This is a genomic window from Enterobacter cloacae complex sp. P24RS (assembly GCF_014982165.1).
GTDB classification, from domain to species: Bacteria; Pseudomonadota; Gammaproteobacteria; order Enterobacterales; family Enterobacteriaceae; genus Enterobacter; species Enterobacter quasihormaechei.
In genome coordinates this window covers 40,821-61,431 of record NZ_JADCKU010000005.1, presented here as the reverse complement: position 1 = coordinate 61,431, position 20,611 = coordinate 40,821, and the positions used below count along the sequence as shown (strand labels likewise).

16 protein-coding genes are annotated in these 20,611 nt (G+C 56.9%); 8 read left to right on the top strand and 8 right to left on the bottom strand.

The annotated features are described in order from the left end of the window. Positions 1-151: 151 nt before the first annotated feature. The 4 genes from paaZ to INF58_RS06580 all read left to right on the top strand — a co-directional run bounded on the left by paaZ (position 152) and on the right by INF58_RS06580 (position 7,961). Complete coding sequence (gene paaZ, locus INF58_RS06595; protein ID WP_193527307.1) at positions 152-2,191, top strand: phenylacetic acid degradation bifunctional protein PaaZ; 2,040 nt, start codon at positions 152-154, stop codon at positions 2,189-2,191. Between the two features lie 195 nt (positions 2,192-2,386). Then, positions 2,387-4,663 carry a primary-amine oxidase gene (gene tynA, locus INF58_RS06590; RefSeq protein ID WP_193527306.1) on the top strand — a complete coding sequence of 759 codons (2,277 nt, stop codon included), beginning with the start codon at positions 2,387-2,389 and terminating at the stop codon, positions 4,661-4,663. A 165-nt stretch (positions 4,664-4,828) separates the two neighbouring features. Continuing rightward, positions 4,829-6,802: an alkyl/aryl-sulfatase gene (locus INF58_RS06585; protein WP_193527305.1), complete on the top strand. Its 1,974-nt coding sequence runs from the start codon at positions 4,829-4,831 to the stop codon at positions 6,800-6,802. Between the two features lie 52 nt (positions 6,803-6,854). Beyond that, complete coding sequence (locus tag INF58_RS06580) at positions 6,855-7,961, top strand: GGDEF domain-containing protein (protein WP_193527304.1); 1,107 nt, start codon at positions 6,855-6,857, stop codon at positions 7,959-7,961. Positions 7,962-8,031: 70 nt separating this feature from the next. Here the strand turns inward: INF58_RS06580 and INF58_RS06575 are convergent, their stop codons facing one another. Further along, positions 8,032-9,531: an aldehyde dehydrogenase family protein gene (locus INF58_RS06575; RefSeq protein ID WP_193527303.1), complete on the bottom strand. Its 1,500-nt coding sequence runs from the start codon at positions 9,529-9,531 to the stop codon at positions 8,032-8,034. Positions 9,532-9,772: 241 nt separating this feature from the next. Here INF58_RS06575 and feaR point away from each other — a divergent pair, with 241 nt between their 5' ends. Then, a complete protein-coding gene (gene feaR, locus INF58_RS06570; protein ID WP_193527302.1) occupies positions 9,773-10,681 on the top strand; it encodes a transcriptional regulator FeaR in 909 nt (302 codons plus the stop codon). Here the strand turns inward: feaR and INF58_RS06565 are convergent, their stop codons facing one another. From INF58_RS06565 to INF58_RS06555, 3 genes are read right to left on the bottom strand one after another with little or no spacing between them, the layout of a single operon-like run. Next, positions 10,682-10,999, bottom strand: a complete 318-nt coding sequence (locus INF58_RS06565) for a YdbL family protein (protein ID WP_063451434.1) — start codon at positions 10,997-10,999, stop codon at positions 10,682-10,684. 7 nt (positions 11,000-11,006) lie between these two features. After that, a complete protein-coding gene (locus tag INF58_RS06560; protein WP_003857369.1) occupies positions 11,007-11,198 on the bottom strand; it encodes a YnbE family lipoprotein in 192 nt (63 codons plus the stop codon). Next, entirely contained in the window at positions 11,195-13,834 is a 2,640-nt protein-coding gene (locus INF58_RS06555; protein WP_193527301.1) for a YdbH family protein, read from the bottom strand. Before INF58_RS06555 ends, INF58_RS06560 begins: the two co-directional genes overlap by 4 nt. A gap of 210 nt (positions 13,835-14,044) precedes the next feature. Here INF58_RS06555 and INF58_RS06550 point away from each other — a divergent pair, with 210 nt between their 5' ends. Further along, positions 14,045-15,034: a 2-hydroxyacid dehydrogenase gene (locus INF58_RS06550; RefSeq protein WP_063866805.1), complete on the top strand. Its 990-nt coding sequence runs from the start codon at positions 14,045-14,047 to the stop codon at positions 15,032-15,034. Positions 15,035-15,305: 271 nt separating this feature from the next. After that, complete coding sequence (locus INF58_RS06545) at positions 15,306-16,142, top strand: alpha/beta fold hydrolase (protein WP_112792258.1); 837 nt, start codon at positions 15,306-15,308, stop codon at positions 16,140-16,142. A 96-nt stretch (positions 16,143-16,238) separates the two neighbouring features. Here the strand turns inward: INF58_RS06545 and INF58_RS06540 are convergent, their stop codons facing one another. Next, positions 16,239-16,412 carry a GnsA/GnsB family addiction module toxin gene (locus INF58_RS06540; RefSeq protein WP_064718041.1) on the bottom strand — a complete coding sequence of 58 codons (174 nt, stop codon included), beginning with the start codon at positions 16,410-16,412 and terminating at the stop codon, positions 16,239-16,241. A 294-nt stretch (positions 16,413-16,706) separates the two neighbouring features. Then, positions 16,707-16,985: a DUF1471 domain-containing protein gene (locus INF58_RS06535; RefSeq protein WP_063451437.1), complete on the bottom strand. Its 279-nt coding sequence runs from the start codon at positions 16,983-16,985 to the stop codon at positions 16,707-16,709. Positions 16,986-17,236: 251 nt separating this feature from the next. On the opposite strand from INF58_RS06535, the gene INF58_RS06530 reads away from it, so the two are divergent. Then, positions 17,237-17,827 carry a DUF4142 domain-containing protein gene (locus tag INF58_RS06530; RefSeq protein ID WP_102750664.1) on the top strand — a complete coding sequence of 197 codons (591 nt, stop codon included), beginning with the start codon at positions 17,237-17,239 and terminating at the stop codon, positions 17,825-17,827. A gap of 78 nt (positions 17,828-17,905) precedes the next feature. Here INF58_RS06530 and INF58_RS06525 read toward each other — a convergent pair whose 3' ends face one another. Together INF58_RS06525 and INF58_RS06520 are read right to left on the bottom strand one after the other, a co-directional pair. After that, entirely contained in the window at positions 17,906-20,002 is a 2,097-nt protein-coding gene (locus INF58_RS06525; protein ID WP_193527300.1) for a pyrroloquinoline quinone-dependent dehydrogenase, read from the bottom strand. 10 nt (positions 20,003-20,012) lie between these two features. Beyond that, on the bottom strand, positions 20,013-20,378 hold the full coding sequence (locus INF58_RS06520) for a hypothetical protein (protein ID WP_063866809.1): 366 nt from the start codon (positions 20,376-20,378) through the stop codon (positions 20,013-20,015). Positions 20,379-20,611: the final 233 nt, after the last annotated feature.

The following is a 20,611-nucleotide window of genomic DNA, read 5'->3' as shown; positions in this document are numbered from 1 at the left end:
TTTCTTGAACAGCAGGAATAGCGCGGGTTTTTCATGACGAAGCTGAGCAATGCAGATCACAACGTTAACAATTCATTAAAACTCAGCTTGATTTTTATGATTCATGATCAAACTATCTATAGTGAAATCACGAAACATCTGGAGAGAAGAAATGCAGCAGTTAGCCAGCTTCTTGTCCGGCACCTGGCAGTCAGGCCGGGGCCGCGAGCGCACCATAACCCACGCTATCAGCGGGGAAACGCTATTTGAAGTCACCAGCGAAGGGCTGGATATGGCGGCCGCACGCCGTTACGCCATTGAACGCGGCGGGGAGGCGCTTCGCGCAATGAGCTTTATCGAGCGTGCCGCCATGCTGAAGGCGGTGGCCAAACACCTGCTGAGCCAGAAGGATCGGTTTTACGCCCTTTCAGCCCAGACCGGCGCAACGAAGGCCGACAGCTGGGTGGACATTGAAGGCGGTATCGGCACCCTCTTCACCTACGCCAGCCTCGGCAGCCGCGAACTGCCGGACGATACCCTGTGGCCAGAAGATGAGCTGATCCCGCTGTCGAAAGAAGGCGGCTTTGCGGCGCGCCACGTGTTGACCTCCAGGTCCGGTGTGGCGGTACATATCAACGCGTTCAACTTCCCGTGCTGGGGGATGCTGGAAAAACTTGCCCCGACCTGGCTTGCCGGGATGCCCGCCATCATCAAACCCGCCACCGCCACCGCGCAGGTCACGCAGGCGATGGTGAAAGCGATTGTCGAGAGCGGTCTGGTGCCGGACGGCGCCATCAGCCTGATCTGCGGCGGCGCGGGCGATCTGCTGAGCCAGCTCGACAGCCAGGACGTGGTGACGTTTACCGGATCGGCCAGCACCGGACAGAGCCTTCGCGTGCACCCGAATATCGTCGCCCATTCCATTCCGTTTACCATGGAAGCGGATTCCCTGAACTGCTGCGTGCTCGGTGAAGACGTAACGCCGGAGCAGCCGGAGTTTGCGCTGTTTATCCGTGAAGTGGTGCGCGAAATGACCGCCAAGGCCGGGCAAAAATGTACCGCCATCCGCCGCATCATCGTGCCGGAAGCGCAGGTTGAGGCCGTCAGCCAGGCGCTGATTGCGCGGCTGGAGAACGTGGTCGTCGGCGATCCGGCGCAGGAAGGGGTGAAAATGGGGGCCCTGGTCAACCATGAGCAACGCGCCGACGTGCAGGAAAAAGTCGATCATCTGCTTGCCGCGGGCTGCCAGATCCGTCTGGGTGGTAACGCCGATTTGCAGGCGGCTGGCGCATTCTTCCCGCCCACCCTGCTGTTCTGCCCGCAGCCGGACGAGACGCCGGCCGTTCACTCCACCGAAGCCTTTGGCCCCGTCGCCACCCTGATGCCGTATCGCAATACCGAACACGCCATGCAGCTGGCGCGAGCGGGCGGCGGCAGCCTGGCGGGAACGCTGGTCACGGCAGATTCAAACGTGGCGCGGCAGTTTATTGCCGGGGCAGCACGCGCCCACGGACGTATTCAGATCCTCAACGAGGAATCTTCCAAAGAGTCTACCGGACACGGTTCCCCGCTGCCGCAGCTGGTGCACGGCGGTCCGGGACGTGCGGGCGGCGGCGAAGAGCTGGGCGGCCTGCGCGCCGTGAAGCACTATCTTCAGCGCACGGCCATTCAGGGCAGCCCGTCCATGCTCGCCGCCATCGGCAAACAGTGGGTGCGTGGCGCCGGGGTGCAGGAAGATCGCGTTCATCCGTTCCGTAAATACTTCGAAGAGTTACAGCCGGGCGACAGCCTGCTGACCCCGCGCCGTACCCTGACGGAAGCGGATATCGTTAATTTTGCCTGCCTGAGCGGGGATCACTTCTATGCCCATATGGACAAAATTGGCGCGGCGGAGTCGATTTTTGGCGAGCGCGTGGTGCACGGCTATTTTCTGATTTCCGCCGCGGCGGGGCTGTTTGTCGATGCCGGGGTTGGGCCGGTTATTGCCAACTACGGTATGGAAAACCTGCGCTTTATCGAGCCGGTTAAACCGGGCGACACCATTCAGGTGCGCCTGACCTGCAAACGTAAAACGTTGAAGAAACAGCGTGCTGCCGATGAAAGGCCCACCGGCGTGGTGGAATGGGCGGTTGAGATTTTCAACCAGCATCAGCAGGCCGTGGCGCTCTACTCCATCCTTACGCTGGTGGCGCGCCAGCAGGGTGATTTCTGACGTACCTCTTTCCTGCCGGGTGTCGCTCCGCTTACCCGGCCTACAACCGCTTGACCGGGGTGTGATTCTCCCCGGTCTTTTTTTAACCTGGCAAGACTGACAAACAACCTGGCAGATGCAGGCAAACGCTTTTCGTGCCCGCCTGTCAGGATAAGGCTGACACAACACAATAAACACAACAAGATGAGGTCTGCGATGGGAAGCTATTCTTCTTTTTCTGCCCGTAGAACGGCGCTGGCCATGGCCGTTACGCTCTGTTGCGCCTGGCAATCCCCTGTTTACGCGCACGGCAGCGAGGCGCATATGGTTCCGATGGACAAAACGCTCCAGGCGTTCGGGGCTGACGTGCAGTGGGATGATTATGCCCAGATGTTTACCATCGTTAAAGACGGTGCCTTTGTGAAGGTCAAACCCGGCGCAAACACCGCCATTGTTAACGGCACGCCGTTGACGCTACAGGTGCCCGTGGTGATGAAGGACAACAAGGCGTATATCCCGGAGACCTTTATCAACGATATCTTTCAGTCCGGTCTTGATCGGACCTTTCAGGTCGAAAAAAGCCCCCATCCGTTAAACGCGCTGACGGCTGATGAAATCAAGCAGGCCGTGGAGATTGTGAAAGCGTCTGCGGATTTTAAGCCCAATACCCGCTTTACCCAGATCGCGCTGGCGGAGCCAGATAAAGCCAAAGTCTGGGACTTTGTGCTGAACGGCACGGCGGTGGATGCGCCCCGCCAGGCCAATATCATCATGCTTGACGGCAAACGCATCGTCGAAAGCCGGGTGGATTTGAAGGACAAAAAGATCCTCCACTGGGCGCCGATCAAAGACGCGCACGGCATGGTGCTGCTGGATGACTTCAACACCGTGCAGCAGATCGTCAGTGAGAGCCCGGAGTTTGCCGCGGTGCTGAAAAAGCGCGGCATTAACGATCCAAAAAAAGTGATCACCACGCCGCTTACCGTCGGCTTTTTTGACGGCAAGGATGGGCTGAAACAGGAAGATCGCCTGCTGAAAGTGATCAGCTATCTCGACGTGGGCGACGGTAATTACTGGGCGCACCCGATTGAAAACCTGGTCGCGGTGGTGGATCTTGAGCAGAAGAAAATTCAGAAAATTGAGCAAGGCCCGGTCGTGCCGGTGCCGCTCACCCCGCGCCCGTATGATGGCCGCGACCGCGTTGAGGCGGAGAAAAAACCGCTGGATATTATCGAGCCGGAAGGCAAGAACTACACCATCACCGGGGATAGGGTGCACTGGCAGAACTGGGATTTTCATCTGAGCCTGGACTCACGCGTCGGCCCGATGATCTCCACCGTGACCTATAACGACAACGGCAAAAAGCGCCAGGTGATGTATCAGGGTTCGCTCGGCGGAATGATCGTGCCATACGGCGACCCGGATATCGGCTGGTACTTTAAAGCCTACCTGGACTCCGGTGACTACGGCATGGGTACCCTGACCTCCCCGCTGGTGCGCGGTAAAGACGCGCCGTCCAACGCCGTGATGCTCAACGAAACTATCCCGGACTACACCGGTGCGCCAATGGAGATCCCCCGGGCGATCGCTATTTTTGAGCGTTACGCCGGGCCAGAATATAAGCACCAGGAGTTAGGTAAACCCAACGTCAGCACCGAACGCCGCGAGCTGGTCGTGCGCTGGGTCAGCACCGTGGGTAACTACGATTACATCTTCGACTGGGTGTTCCATGAAAACGGCACCATCGGCATTGATGCGGGTGCCACGGGCATTGAAGCGGTAAAAGGCGTACAGACAAAAACGATGCATGACGCCACCGCGAAAGATGACACGAAATACGGGACGCTGATCGACCATAACATTGTCGGTACCACGCACCAGCACATCTATAATTTCCGTCTGGATATGGACGTGGATGGTATTAACAACAAGCTGGTGGCCATGGATCCGGAAGTCAAACCAAACGCCGCTGGCGGCCCGCGCACCAGTACCATGCAGGTTAATCAGTATGATATTGATACCGAACAGCAGGCCGCCCAGAAGTTCGACCCGGGCACCATCCGCCTGCTGAGCAACACCCGCAAAGAGAACCGCATGGGCAACCCGGTTTCGTATCAGATTATCCCTTACGCGGGGGGCACCCACCCGGTGGCGACGGGCGCGAAGTTTGCTCCGGACGAGTGGATTTACCACCGCCTGAGCTTTATGGATAAACAGCTGTGGGTGACCCGTTACCATCCTGACGAAATGTACCCTGAAGGGAAATACCCGAACCGTTCCACCCACGATACGGGCCTCGGGCAGTACAGCAAAGATAACGAGTCGCTCAACGACCAGGATAACGTCATCTGGATGACTACCGGCACTACCCACGTCGCCCGCGCCGAAGAGTGGCCGATCATGCCGACGGAATGGGTGCACACGTTGCTCAAGCCGTGGAACTTTTTTGACGAGACGCCAACGCTCGGCAAGAAAAAAGCCGAGCAAAAATAAGCAACCGCCGGGCGCAATGCCCGGCTTTTCATCCGCTTACTTGCTGAATCCCCCTCCCGAATTATAGTTAATGTTACTTCGCTTAATCCTTTTGCAACTCTTGAAACATTTTGCAGCAACCGAAGTTTCCACAAACGACGCGAAACACCATCGAGAGGTTTTAGGATGAAAATCAATCAGATAGTCAGAGGACTGGTGCTGGCAGGATGTGTTGCATCCGCAAGTTCAGCCTGGGCAGCCGAAGCACCCAAGGACGCAACCGCAGCAACGCAACAGGCCAACAACGCACTCTTCAACCAGCTCCCTTTCTCCGATAACACCGATTTTACGAACGCCCACAAAGGGTTTATTGCCCCTCTTCCTCAGGAAATGATCAAAGGTGAACAAGGCAACACCGTCTGGGATCCGAAGCAGTACGCCTTTATCAAAGAAGGCGATAAAGCGCCCGATTCGGTTAACCCGAGCTTATGGCGTCAGTCCCAGTTGATTAACATCAGCGGCCTGTTTGAAGTCACCCAGGGCGTCTACCAGATCCGTAATCTCGACCTGTCAAACATGACCATAATCGAAGGTAAAGAAGGCATTACCGTCGTTGACCCGCTGGTTTCAGCGGAAACGGCCAAAGTCGGGATGGATCTTTACTATAAAAATCGCGGCAAGAAACCTGTCGTCGCCGTGATTTACACCCACAGCCACGTTGACCACTACGGCGGCGTGCGCGGCGTGGTGGACGAAGCCGACGTGAAGGCCGGCAAGGTCAAAGTCTACGCGCCAGCCGGATTTATGGAGGCCGCCGTCGCGGAAAATATCATGGCGGGTAACGTCATGAGCCGCCGCGCCAGCTATATGTACGGCAACCTGCTGAAGCCGGATGCGAAAGGCCAGGTCGGCGCGGGTCTCGGCACCACCACCTCCGCCGGGACGGTAACCCTGATTGCCCCGACCAATATCATCGAGAAAGATGGACAGAAAGAGGTCATCGACGGCCTGACCTACGATTTTATGCTCGCGCCGGGCTCCGAAGCACCTTCCGAGATGCTCTGGTATATTGAAGAGAAAAAGCTGATCGAGTCTGCGGAAGACGTCACCCATACGCTGCATAACACCTACTCCCTGCGCGGCGCGAAAATTCGTGAACCGCTGCCATGGTCGAAATACATCAACCAGGCCATTGTACGCTGGGGTGATAAGGCCGACGTCATTATGGCGCAGCACCACTGGCCGACCTGGGGCAACGAAAATGTGGTTAACCTGCTGAAAAGCCAGCGCGACCTCTACCGCTACATCAATGACCAGACCCTGCGCATGGCGAACGAAGGGCTGACGCGTGACGAGATCGCCGCCAACTTCAAGCTGCCAAATTCTCTGGCCAATACCTGGGCCAACCGGGGCTATTACGGTTCCGTCAGCCATGACGTCAAAGCCACCTACGTGCTCTATTTAGGCTGGTTTGACGGCAACCCGGCGACCCTGGACGAACTGCCGCCTGAAGAAGCCGCGAAGAAATTTGTGGAGTATATGGGAGGCGCGGATGCCATCCTGAGCAAAGCCAAAACCGACTTTGACCAGGGGAACTACCGCTGGGTGGCTCAGGTTGTCAGCAAAGTGGTCTTTGCCGATCCAAACAATCAGGCTGCGCGAAACCTGGAAGCGGACGCGCTGGAGCAGCTCGGTTATCAGGCTGAATCAGGCCCGTGGCGTAACTTCTACCTGACCGGCGCGCAGGAACTGCGCAACGGCGTGGTGAAAGGCCCTACCCCGAACACCGCCAGCCCGGATACCGTGCGCGCAATGACGCCAGAAATGTTCTTTGACTATCTGGCGGTGCACATCAACGGCGAAAAAGCGGCGGACGCTAAATCGGTGTTTAACATCGACCTCGGCAGCGACGGCGGCAAATACAAGCTGGAGCTGGAAAACGGCGTGCTGAACCACACGGCGAACGCCGAAGCGAAAGACGCTGACGCGACCGTAACCCTCAACCGCGATACGCTGAATAAAATTATCCTGAAAGAAGTGACGCTAAAACAGGCGCAGGATAACGGCGATATCAAAGTGACCGGCGATGCCGCCAAGCTCGATGCCATGCTCGGTTATATGGATAAATTTGAATTCTGGTTTAACATTGTGACCCCGTAACGGCATGCACACGCGGGCGGATCTTCCGCCCGCTCAAGGAAAATTCTCTTTAATGGAAAAAAGACATCCAACGACACCCGAGCCTGCGACATGGTCTACCCGTAAATCAATGGTTGTCCACGGGCTGGCCGTGAATCTGCCCTGGCTCGCCTTTGTCAATGCGAGCTTTGCGCTGATGGTTCTGCTGCGCAATTCCCTGTTCGGCCATTTTGACGCCCTCTTGCACATCAACCCGCCTCTCAGACAGATGATTGACGCTTCCATGCTGGGAGTAGTCATTCTTTCCGTGGCGCTGGTCATCATGGCCTGGCGCCACATCCGCGGCGTCAGCGCCGTGCTGTTTATGTGCAGCCTGCTGTGGTCGATAAGCTGTTACTGGTTTATCACTGTGATCCAGCTTCCTCATCCCTGGCCGGTATTCGTTACCCTGCTGATGGCCGGTATGACCGCGCTCTATTTTCATCCTGTGGGGCTGGTGTGCTTTATCGCGCCGCTGTGGATCACTCTGCCCGTTGCCAGCATGCTACTGAATCACGAGATTAACCTTCGCTTTGTCGGGCTGTGGGTGGTCTTCACCTTCATTCTCGTTTGCGGACGCTACATCCTGTTGAGCTGGTTTGAAGAGGCATGGCGTCGCAACCAGCAGAATCAGCGTTTAATTTCACGGCTGGATGCGCTGGCCCACCAGGATCCGCTGACGAGAACGGCCAACCGCCGGGCGATGGAGCTGGTGCTGGAAAACGCGGTGGAGCAAGGCAAACGCTTTGCGGTGCTGATGCTGGATGTCGACTACTTCAAGCTCTATAACGACACCTATGGTCACCAGGCAGGAGACGATTGCCTCGCGCGGGTTGCAGAGGTGCTGAACGCCTCGGTGCGTACCCCGGAGGATGTGGTCTCCCGCTACGGTGGCGAGGAGTTTGTGGTGATCCTCTTTGACTGCGCGGAAAACGTTGCTGAAAAAGTCGCTGCGCGGATCCAGGAAGGCCTGCGCACGGCAGCCATTCCGCACGGTGCGTCGAAGGTCAGTGAATATGTGACGGTCAGCATGGGGATTGCCGCCCATAGCACAGGACTTGCCGGTCCGGAAATCATCGCCCGCGCCGATGCGGCGCTATATCGGGCGAAAGAGGCCGGGCGGGACCGGTGGTCGCTGTAAGTTACGCCGGGTGGCGGCTACGCCTTACCCGGCCTACGGGATCGGTTTCGTAGGCCGGTAAGACGTTTTTTTAATACCGCACGCACACCGACTTGGTTTCACACCAGCCATCCAGCCAGTCGGGGCCGAAATCGCGCCCGGTGCCGGACTGCTTCATGCCGCCGAACGGCAGGTTGGCGTCGATCAGCGTGTGGCTGTTCACCCACACGGTTCCGGCCTGTAGCCTGTCGGTGTACTCCAGCGCTTTGCTGATGTTCTGCGTCCAGACGCTGGCCGTTAAGCCATATTCAGTGTCGTTCGCCAGCTGAAGCGCCTCTTCCCCGTCGGCAACCCGGACAAGGTTGACCACCGGCCCGAACACCTCTTCACGCGTCAGGCGCAGATGATTATCCGGGTTGACCACCAGCGTTGGCGAAACGTAATAGCCTTTGCCGTCTGGTCCCCGGTTCCCGGCGATCAGCTCCGCATTGTGTGCCTTTGCTTCATCCAGGAACGCCTGGACCTTATTGCAGTGGGCGCGCGACACCAGCGGATTGATAAACGCCTCGGGCGACATGCCCGGCCCGACGGTCAGGGATTTCACGGCCTGTTCAAACCCGCTGACCAGCGTGTCAAACAGCGGGGCCTCAATATAAATGCGCGAGCTGGCCGCGCAGACCTGCCCCTGATTCAGGAAGCTGCCGGTCATCAGCCCTTCAATCACCCACGCCGGATCGGCATCTTTCAGCACGATGGCCGGGTTTTTGCCTCCCAGCTCCAGCGTCACGCCCGTTAGCGTATCCGCCGCCGCGCGGGCTATCTGCTTGCCCGTCGCCGTCGAACCGGTAAAGCTCACTTTGGCAACGCGCGGGTGCGAGGTCAGCGCCGCGCCGCAGACAGCGCCACTTCCGGTTACGACGTTGAACACGCCATCCGGGACACCCGCCTCGCTCGCCAGTTCCGCCACCCGTAACAGGGTGAGCGGCGTGGTTTCGGAGGGTTTGATCACGATGGAACAGCCCGCCGCCAGCGCGGGCATCACTTTCCACATGCCAATCATCAGCGGAAAGTTCCACGGCACAATCCCCGCCACGACCCCAACCGGCTCTTTGCGCGTCCACGCCTGATAGCGCGCGCCCTGCGGCAGAGGAATAGAGAGATCGAGAGTTTTGCCGGCAATTTTGGTGGTCAGCCCCGCCGTGTAGCGCATCCAGTTCAGGGTACAACCCACCTCAAAGGCGCGGGAAATATTGATGGATTTCCCCTGCTCCAGGGTTTCGAGCTGCGCCAGCTCTTCGCCGTGCTGTTCCACCAGATCCGCAAACCGCAGCAGGATGCGTTCCCGCTCTGCCGGCAGGCGCCCGGCCCAGCTTCGGGCGACAAAGGCGCGCCAGCCGGACATCACCGCACGATCGACATCGTCGACGCTGGCATCGGCGGTGGAGGCAATCACCTCTCCGGTTGCCGGGTTGTAGACGTTCAGACGCTTTTCGCTGTCGGATGCCGCCTGACGCCCTTCAATCCACAGGCCGTGCTGACGGTCTAAAAACTGCTGCACGCCCGGCAGGACGGCGACGTGTGATTCGGACATAGGGTACTCCTTCGTTATGCTTCGCAGGGTGTGTAAGCAGTCTAAGAGGGGTTTCGCCTTCCTGCTTTTGTCTGTGTGACATTCGCTTTGCCAGCTGTGACAGGCTCCGCAAATCGTGATAATTCCCGCTTATAACGCTGTCACCGGTAAGCGTTCTTTCCTATAGTCAGCCTCGTAGCCCAGACAAAATGCAACATAAATGCAACAATGCGAAAACGGTGACGGTGCAGCGAGAAAAGCAATGGCATGTGCAAGCGAACAGGACAATTTTCAGCAGTGGCTGGCGCAAATTAACCAGGTTTGCGGGCGCTTTGCGGCGCGTCCGTTAGAGGGAGCGTTTCTCGGCGAACTGGAAACCAGCTACACCCAAAGTCTGAAGTTGAGCACGGTAACCACCGCAGGGGTTAACCTGTTTCGCACCCGTCAGGAGATCAAAAGCGGCAATGACGCCTGGTTCTACACCGTATTTCAGCTGGAAGGCAGCGCGGGAATCGAACAGGACGACCGACGCTCGGTGCTGAAAGCCGGGGATATCACGCTGATTGACGCCTCCCGCCCGTGCTCCATTTACTGGCAGGAGCGCTCCCGCCAGATTTCGCTGCTGCTACCGCGACAAATCATTGAGCAATACGCACGTTTTCAGGAAGTACGCTGTGCGCTCCCCCTCTCCCGCAGCCTGCCTACGGTGCAGCTGAGCTACCGTCTGTTGCAGGAGAGTATGGGGAATGCCGATCTGAGCGTCAGAGAAAGTGAAGCGGCGCTGGAGGCAATGGTGTGTCTGCTGCGTCCGGCGTTCCAGCAGCGTGACGAGGCGCTGCCGCGCAAGGAGCGTCAGTTCCTGCATGTTCTCTCCCTAATTGATGACCACATTCAGTCTGAGGCGTTAAGACCGGAATGGATAGCCTCAGAGAGCGGCATGTCCGTGCGCAGCTTGTACCGCATGTTTGCCGAGAAAGGGCTGGTGGTGGCGCAGTACATTAAGAACCGTCGCCTCGATTTGTGCGCGCAGGCGCTACGTGGCATCAGCGACGATGAAAAGCTGGCGGGAATTGGCTACAGCTGGGGCTTCACCGACCATAGCCATTTTTCCACCGCGTTCAAGCAGCGTTTCGGGGTTTCGCCGGGCGAGTACCGTAAGCGTTACCGCTAGCTATTTTTTCAGCCACTTGCCGTTAATCCCCTTTACGTACTCGCCCGGCTGGGCGCGCGCCACCAGCTTTTGTCCCGCCATTTTCGCCACCTCGTCGACGGGCAAATTATTATCGTCAGCCAGCTGCTGATAGCTTTCCGTACGCGCGGCGTTGATACGGTTCACCAGCGCCAGCGTTTCAGCGTCGTGCTGAACGGGTGCCAGATAGCCGCTCAGGGTTTCCCCTACGCGTCCCTGGGCGCGCGCATCGTTGAGCGTCAGCGTGGCGGCGTGAACGTTCATCCCCAGCGCCAGTAACATCAGAACTAATCGTTTCATGGCATCCTCAGAACAGATCGCTGCGGGACTTCAGCAGGGCTTCAACGTCTTTATCCACTTTGATATGGATTTCATGCTCGATTTTCACGTTCATGTTGATGGTGATCGGCTCCTTGGGCGCCGCCACTTCAATGCGCGGCGTGCAGCCTGACAGCAGCGCGACGACGGCCACGGTGAGTACACCAGCCCTCTTTTTCATCGTTGTTCCTCACTTTCCTTGCCTGTCGCACTGCGGAGAAGAGGTATCGCCGCATGTTGCTCAAACCATGTTTGCAAATTGTCCCCAAAGCGCAGACTGCGCCAGAGGGTAAAAATATTCTCTTCATGGGTGTAATTCAGGTTCACGAAGCTGCTTTTGCCCTCGACGTGGCTGATGCCTTTGATGGCCGCCTGCATGGTCAACACCCCCAGATTATCCACATTGAGCTTCGTCCACGACTGCGAAATTTCCATATAGCGCAGCCAGTTGATCGCCGCCCCGGCAACCACGTTGTCTTTCACAATGGCATCCGCCGTGTCCTGGTCGATGCGCAGCGTCATCGGCCCCGGGTTGGTCAGCCAGCCATCTTTAATGATCCATTTTTCATTGTCCAGCCAGAACGGCAGCGCACCGCTCACCGGGCCGGACATGGCAAACTGCTTCGGATTTACCGCGCTTATCAGTTCGCTGGAGGAAATATTATCCACGCGCAGCAACGCCGGATCGTGCTGCGGCATTCTCAACTGCTGCATGGTGATTTTCCCGCCGAGCGCTTCGACCTTCACGTTGGTGAGCAGGAGCGGGTTTGCTTCGGTCCACGGATAATCGCCCTGGAGATCCGCAGTAATATTTCGGGCCGTGACCAGGTTTTTCACCTCGCTGATACGTAACGTTACCGGCCCCCGCGTGCCCAGCGACCAGGTGCCCTGGCTCAGGCGGAACGGCAGGACAAAGTCAACGCCGTTAATCTCGTTATCCGGCATCCACGCGCTGCCCGCTTTCAGCACCCCGTGCCCACCTGCCTCAAAGCCCTGATCGGGCGCCGCCGAGAAGGCCACCTGAGCGTACATTTCACCGCCGCGCAGGGTCATTTTCCACTCTGGCGGGATCAGCGGCTGGAACACCGTAAGGGACTGTTTTGGCCACCAGGCCTGACCGCGAAGGCGTTCGCCATCCCAGCGGCCATTTACCCGTACCGGGCCGATGTCGTCCGCGTGAAGATCTCCTTTAAACTGGAACACCGTCGGGTCTGTCCCCTCAACGCTGAAGGTCAATACGGACGGGGGCAGCACACTTCCGCCCGAGAAGCTCGTTTTCCCGGCATTGAGCGCGAGCGCGCCGCTGAAGCCAGGGTTAGCCGGGTCGCGCGACCAGCGCACCGGGCGATCCAGCACCAGGCGCGGTTTGCTGACCAGCATCGTGCCGTACTGCAATTTGTCGAACCCCGTGGAAAGATCCGTCAGCTCAATAACGTTGTCGCGCCACTCCCCGGTTCCCCGGACATCCCAGCGCGCGTTCATCGGCGTGAAGTTCCCTTTCCCCCAGTAGCGCCACTGCCACAGACCATTATCGGGTAAAAAGTCGTTAGCCTGGCCGTCCAGATGCAGTTCAAAATCGCCCATTTCGTTTTCATGCGCCCGCAAAATGGCTTGCAGGCGTCCATCCACGCCCTTTTGGGTCAGCTTCACGCCCGCCAGCGGCCAGCGGATCTCATCGATATCCAGCGAGTCGATGATGCGCCCGCGCGAGCGCAATAATGCGCCGGGCTCAAACGTAAGCTGCGGATCGTAAAGGCTGCCGGTCAGTTTCGCCGGGAGTCTGGCATACAGGATCAGATCGTTTTGCTTGGCTTCCCCGCTCAGATGCAGCGGCATCGCGCTGTTTTCCATGCTGAGTGAGCCGGGACCGATATTCAGCACCGCGTTGCCCTTACCCGCATCCCCCTGGGTCAGCACGTTGAGGCGCCCCGTGAAGGTAGCTTTCTCCAGCCCCTGCTGCCAGTTATCCACCTTCAGACCGACGCGTCCGCTCATCGGCATACCGGAGGCTGACAAGTTCCAGCGTCCGTCGCTGATCGTTAGCTGCTGGGCGGTGATCTGCCACGGTAAATCGAGCAGCGGCTCGGGGTTCTCCCGCGCCATCACCACCAGCTGGCCCTGATTGCCCTCCCAGTCCAGATCGGCATCGACCAGCGAGGATAACTGTGGCACGTTAAAGGTGGCGACCGTATGCCCCTTCACCGGCACGCCGTCCGGCACCAGCGGCAGGGTAAATTCACCCACCAGCTTCACGGGCTGAGGCTGGTCCGGCAGCTGTACATCGAACTGGCTTACAGAAAGCGTCTGGCCGCGCAGCTGCCCCTTAATACTCACCTGCTCCCCCTTATAGGTGATGTCCTGGCGGGCTGGGGTCAGGGAGGCATGCAGCTCACCTTCCCACTGCTGCCAGGGGGAAAGAGTAAAGCGGTGGATGGTCAGCCAGGTGTTGGGCAGGATGGCCTGCCACTGTGCCAGCGTTTTCGGCGCCACCGTCGAAGGCGCTGATTGCGGTAGTTTGCTCAGGCAGACAGAGTTGAGTTCAAGCGCGCCAATATCCAGATCCCAGCGGCTTGGGTGTGACAGGGTCACGTTTTCGACGCGGGCAATTTCGCACTCTTCTACCAGATAGCGAAGATCGGGGATAATCAGGGCGTGGCGCGTTAGCCGCGGGCTTTTTTCAAACGCGATGCGCGTTCCAACGGGAAGCCAGATCCCGGCGAGTGTGGGCACCCACTGGGCGAGCGTCATCAGCAGCGTCAGCGGCACGAGTAACAGCAGCAGTAATAGCGCGATTGCGGCTTTGTATTTACCCTTCATGGGCAGTTAATATCCTGATTTTGCGAAATAAATAAGCCGTTCTTGCCGCTCATTGTCGCATGTTTAGCCAGGCAGTTGAAGGTTATGCCATTTTTAAGAGTAGATGCTCTACAATAATTCATAGAACTTATTGATTTCAATGAATTTTGAAAAATTGTAAGATAATTTTAAACATGCTAACGTGGTTCCAAAATCACTGGAGAAAGTCTTATGAAACTCGCGGTATATAGCACAAAGCAGTACGACAAAAAGTATCTGCAACATGTTAACGAGACGTACGGTTTCGATCTTGAATTTTTCGACTTTCTGCTGACTGAAAAGACGGCTAAAACCGCCCACGGCTGTGAAGGCGTATGTATCTTCGTTAACGATGATGGTAGCCGACCGGTGCTGGAAGAGTTGAAGAAACAGGGCGTGAAATACATAGCCCTGCGCTGCGCGGGCTTTAACAACGTCGATCTTGATGCCGCCAAAGAGCTGGGCCTGAAGGTCGTGCGCGTCCCGGCCTATTCTCCGGAAGCGGTGGCAGAGCACGCCGTTGGCATGATGATGTCGCTCAACCGTCGTATTCACCGCGCCTATCAGCGGACCCGTGACGCTAATTTCTCTCTGGAAGGGCTGACCGGCTTTACCATGTACGGTAAAACCGCTGGCGTGATCGGTACCGGCAAAATCGGCGTGGCCGCCCTTCGCATCCTGAAAGGTTTCGGCATGCGCCTGCTGGCGTTCGATCCGTACCCAAGCGCCGCTGCGCTGGAGTTGGGGGTGGAGTATGTCGATCTGAAGACGCTTTTCTCCCAGTCGGACGTCATCTCCCTGCACTGCCCGCTGACGCCTGAAAACTATCACCTGCTTAACCAGTCGGCGTTCGACCAGATGAAAGACGGCGTGATGATCATTAACACCAGCCGCGGCGGACTGATCGACTCTCAGGCCGCTATCGAAGCGTTGAAAACGCAAAAAATCGGCGCGTTGGGTATGGACGTGTATGAGAACGAACGCGATCTGTTCTTTGAGGATAAATCTAACGACGTGATCCAGGACGACGTATTCCGTCGCCTGTCGGCCTGCCACAACGTGTTGTTTACCGGACACCAGGCGTTTCTGACCGCCGAAGCGCTGATCAGCATTTCGGAAACCACGCTGGGCAATTTACAGCAGCTTGATAAGGGCGAACCGTGCCCTAACGCGATCGTTTAAGCCCGTCAGGCCGGGCGGCGGTGACCTCTGCCCGGCCAATAATAAGCCCATCGGAAAAATAACAGTGCCCCGGCATGTATAGGGGCTATTTCGTTTAAAATTTATAATGACCTTATAAAATAAACCTATAACTGTTTTCAGGAACCCTTCTACACTTTAAGCGGATATATCGGTAATAAGGTTAATATAAGTCAATTTTATTACGTTCTTAAATGCTGGGCTATTTACTTAGCCTTCACACATTTTTGCCATTAGCAGAGGAGTCTGAAATATGGCATTCGTAACAACGAAAGATGGTGTCAGTATTTATTACAAAGACTGGGGTCCGAAAGAGGCGCAGCCTATTGTTTTCCATCACGGCTGGCCGCTGAGCGCCGATGACTGGGATAACCAGATGCTCTTTTTCCTTGCCGAAGGCTTCCGCGTCATCGCCATCGACCGTCGCGGTCATGGTCGTTCCGATCAGGTGAGTGAAGGTCACGATATGGATCATTATGCCTCCGACGCATCGGCCGTGGTTGAAAGCCTCGATCTGCGTAATGCCGTGCACGTCGGCCACTCCACCGGCGGAGGCCAGGTCGCCAGATACGTTGCGAAGTACGGTCAGCCTCAGGGGCGAGTGGCCAAAGCGGTACTGGTTAGCGCCGTTCCACCGCTGATGGTCAAAACCGACGCTAACCCCGGCGGAACGCCCATTGAGGTGTTCGACGGCTTCCGCCAGGCGCTGGCAGCTAACCGCGCCCAGTTTTACCTCGACGTCGCCAGCGGTCCGTTCTATGGATTTAACCGGGACGGAGCTGAGGTTTCGCAGGGCACGATCCAGAACTGGTGGCGTCAGGGTATGATCGGTAGCGCCAAAGCCCACTATGAAGGCATTAAGGCGTTTTCAGAGACCGACCAGACGGACGATCTCAAAGCCATCACGGTTCCTGTCCTTGTGTTGCAGGGCGATGACGATCAGGTCGTACCGTATAAAAATGCCGCCCTTCTACAGGACAAGCTGCTTGCGAACAGCGAACTTAAAATTTATCCAGGCTTCCCGCACGGGATGCATACCACGCATGCCGATACCATAAATGCCGATATTCTGGCATTTATTCGCTCATAAAGACGTTGATTATCCATAAAAAACCGGGCGCTATGCCCGGTTCTCTTTTACGGTTATAGAAAAGGCCACATGAGCGACCATTTCAGGAAAAGACGATTACAGGAGTTTGATTTTTACCTCATACCCTTCAAGGCCTGTCATGGCCTCACGCGCAGTAAACTCAATTTCAGACACTTCCTGCCCTGTTTTTTTTCGTAGCTCTGCAATTTTTTTGGCTATAAGCGCTGAAATTTCTTCTTCTGCCTTTTGCGTCATTGCGTCAACTTTCATGTTTACCTCTTGCGACCGTTTACTGTTTCCATTTTCTAACTGGCTTTTACCATAAGCTTATGTAAAGCGTAGACTATCTGCGTTACGTCTGCTGCCTTCGCCTCCAGCTGAGCCTTGCATTTAAAATATGCATTTAGATTGCATTATTTCTTCAAGGTGTTATTGTCCCAACGCCTTAGAGCACATAAACATAAGAAAAGATTTGACTCAAACTCGCCCCGCATCAGGGGCATTTTTTTGGCAGTAAATAAGCAAAAACCCGCCATAAGCGGGTTTGCATGTTAATCGTGAAGATTATTTGAAAACTTCCGCTACGGCCTGGAAGTTCGGACCATGCTCACGAGCAGCAATGATGACGTAGTATTTCCCGCCCTTCTCGTCTGCCAGTTTTGAGAGTTTTTCATGAAGATCTGAAGGTGAAGAAATTTGCCCACCTGAAGCCCCTACAGATACGTTACCCAGATATTCCAGTTTGAAGTGGTGCGCTTCATCCTTGGAAATCATATCTGCCGCAGATGCGCCAAAGCTTGCTACCGTTAAAGCCAATACAGTCCCTAATAGTGCTTTTTTCATATCATTCCTCCTGTTGATGAATTTATATATTTAACATTAGCACCAAATATGTAAATGATCCGTATCAATTTTGTAGAAGAATTGAGCAATAAGAAGCGCGCCATTGATCATGATTACCGGCCATGCTGACGCGTAAACTGCGGGCGCAGCAGGTTCATCTACTATACTGACCGGGGTAGTTATCACTTATCTGCCCGGTTGCGCATAAAGCAACTCAAACTCACCTGTACCATGACCATCAGGAGAACAATATGCACACGAGTAAAACCCTGAAAAGGCTGCTAGCCGTATCAGCAGTTGCAGCAATGTTCAGCACCGTTGGCGTACACGCTCAGACGACAGGCGCCGCGCAGACTAGCGCTGCGGGCCAGGCTCAATCAGACGCTAAACTCAGCGCCGGCGACGAAAATGCGTTGAAGGACATGGCGCAGGCAAATATCAATGAAGTTGCCGCCGCCAGGCTCGCCCTCGACAAGGCTCAAACCAGCGACGTGAAAACATTCGCCCAGAAAATGGTCGACGATCACGGCGCCGCCCTGACCAAAGTCCAGGCCGTGGCCCAGAAAAAGGGCGTAGAGCTGCCGACCGAGCCCGACGCCGCGCATAAGGCCCTGACGTCGAGGCTGGAAAACCAGCGCGGTGACGCCTTTGACAAGATGTATATGGAATACGCCGGTGTGAAAGACCACCAGAACGTGCTGTCGAAGCTACAGAGCGACGCCAGTAAAATCAGCGATCCGGATGTGAAGGCCCTGGCCAACGAGCACACTCCGGTCGTTGAGCAGCACCTGAAGTCCGCAGAGCAGATGTCCACCCGCGCCGGGGCATCAGCCGATAAATAAGCGCGCCGGTAAAACGGCAGAGGCAAAATAAAGTGGGGCCCGCAGGCCCCACGCTTATTTCCCCCTTCCCGGGCAACATTATTCAGGCAGCGCGTAAACCACTACCTGGTCTCCTACCTGGTCCTTCAGGATCGTGTTTCCGCCCGCCACGAAGGCCACGTACTGGCGGCCTTTATATTCATAGATGGACGGGTTCGCTACCGCCGGGGCTTCTGCCTGATCGGACCACAGCTCTTCACCGGTTTCTACCGAGTAGGCGCGCACTTTGGCATCCATAGAGGCACCGATGAAGATCACGCCGCCCGCCGTCACGGCCGGGCCACCAATGGTAGGCGAACCCCAGCTTTCCGGCATGAAGAAGCCATACTGCTGTGAGGCGCCAACCGGACGACGCCATTTCACATCGCCCGTGTGCATATCCAGCGCCACGATTTCGCCAAACGGTGGCTTCCAGCACGGCATGCCCAGCCAGTTGCTCGCCACCAGCAGACGCATGCCGTACGGGGCGCCTTCCTGTGGGGCAAAACCGCTTTCGTTGCCGGAGTCTTTGTCCGCGTTATCGTAATCTTCACGGCTGTAAAGCTTCACGTACTGGACGATATGCGAAGTATTGACGATGGCGATCTGTTTTTGCGGATCGAACGCCACCCCGCCCCACTGCACGCCGCCGGCGCTATCGGGATAGGTAAGCGTGCCTTCGCCTTTGGTGGTCGGCGGGGTGTACATTCCCTCATAGGTCAGGTTATCCCACAGGCGGGAACACTGGCCGCCACCGACGATATCCGCCAGCTTCCAGATTTCCGGCTTTTTCGACTGGTCGAGCAGCGGCGCAGGTTTGGTTGGGAACGGCTGCGTAGGCGAGAGCACTTCGCCCTGCACCGAACCATCGCCCTGCGGAACCGGACGCTCTTCGATAGGCCATACGTCCTCTCCCGTCAGGCGGTTAACCACAAACAGGAAGCCCTGCTTGGTGGCCTGAACCAGCGCTGGGATCTGTTTGCCGTCTACGGTGATATCCATCAGCGTTGGCGCGGAGTTGATGTCGTAGTCCCAGACGTCGTGGTGTACCCACTGGCGAGACCAGACCACTTTACCGGTGTTGATGTCCAGCGCGGTGGTGGAGGTGCCAAGCGGAATAGCGTCGACGCGGTTACCGCCCCAGTAGTTGGGAGACGGAGACGAGACCGGGAGATAGACCAGGCCGTTGGCCTCATCGGCAGACATGTGCGTCCAGACGTTGGCCGTACCGGTACGCTTGCGGATTTCTTCCGGGATCGCGTCAAAAGTCCATTCACGCTCGCCGGTCTGGGCGTTGAATGAAAATACGGTGCCAGGAGGCGCTTCGGCATAGGCCCAGTCTTTCCCGGCCCAGCCTACCAGCAGATGGTTGCCGACGACGGTTGGCGGTTGCAGGACAGAGAGCGGATACTTGGCGTTAACGGTGTTCCACTGGTTCAGATCCAGCACGCCGTTGTCCGCAAAGTCGCTGCACGGTTTGCCTGAATCGGCGTCCAGCGCAAAGAGCTTGCCGTCAACGGTGCCCATATAGACGATTTTCTGGCATGCCTGACCGTTCACCGGTTGTTTTGCCTGCCAGTAGGAAACGCCGCGGTTTTTGAGCACCGGCTGGGTCAGCGCCTTGCGCGACGATTTGGTGTCATAGTGCCACTTCTCTTTACCCGTGCCCGGATCCAGCGCAATCAGGCGATCGAAAGGGGTGCCGATATAGAGCGTGTCGTTAGCGAAAATGGGCGTTGCGGACCATACGGTCGCCGGCGTATCGCCTTTGCCATCCGAGACGTCGCCGGTATGGAACTCCCACACTTTCGTTAATTTACCGACGTTATCCGCCGTGATCTGGGTTAATGGGCTGTATTTCTGCGCGTTAAGCTGCCCATGGAAGCTGTCCCAGGTGGCGGTGCCGGGCACCAGCGGCGTCGCTGGCTGGTTCGCCGAGGCGACTTTTTGCCCGTCACCGTTGCCGGTTGAGGCATCGTCTGTGGTTTTTGTGGTCCCGGGTGCCTGCTGATCGGCGGCATCAATGTTAAGCGAGTCTTGGGTTCCCTGAGAGGCCTCAGCGGCTTTATCCTGCGCCTGAAGCGCGAACGGAGCGACCAGCAGCGCCAGCGCCGTCATGCCGACTTTTATGAAGGGATAATGCTTATCGTTATGCACGGGCGGCTCCTCAGGTTCGGACGGAATGTTTGTAACGGGCGGAATTGCTGCTCAGCATAATCAGACCGATCAGGCCGACCACCATGGCTGCCGTTATGATGTACTGGTGCAGCAGCGCGGCGGCAAAACCAATACCCACTAACACGACCAGGGTGATAATCATCATGAAAACACGCGCCCCGCGCCCCGATGCCGCACGTAACATAAAGGTCAGTATCGCCAGCACCGCGCTGGCAATGGCCACGCCCAGTGCGCCAATGGTGCCTGTGACGCCGGTGAGCGGCGTCCACCAGGCGTATAGCGCCACCGCGAAGCCTATTATCGCGGCCAGCAGCAGCAAAATACTGCCGACGCGCGAAGATTGAGAATGCAACATACCAGGGATCCCCCTCTAAAAAATGCAAAATGGACCAACGTAAAGCGTTTTCGTGGATATATGCCCCTGCTGTTCGCGCGTACAATCGCTATTAAAACAATGCGGCGTGAAGAACGGCGGCATATTTCACTAAACGTTACTGAGTATAGAAGAGGATTTTTTTAAGGGACGTTTATCCGACGCGTGAACATGGCCTTCTGAGTATTTGCAGGGTGTTTTCCGCGGCTGGCACA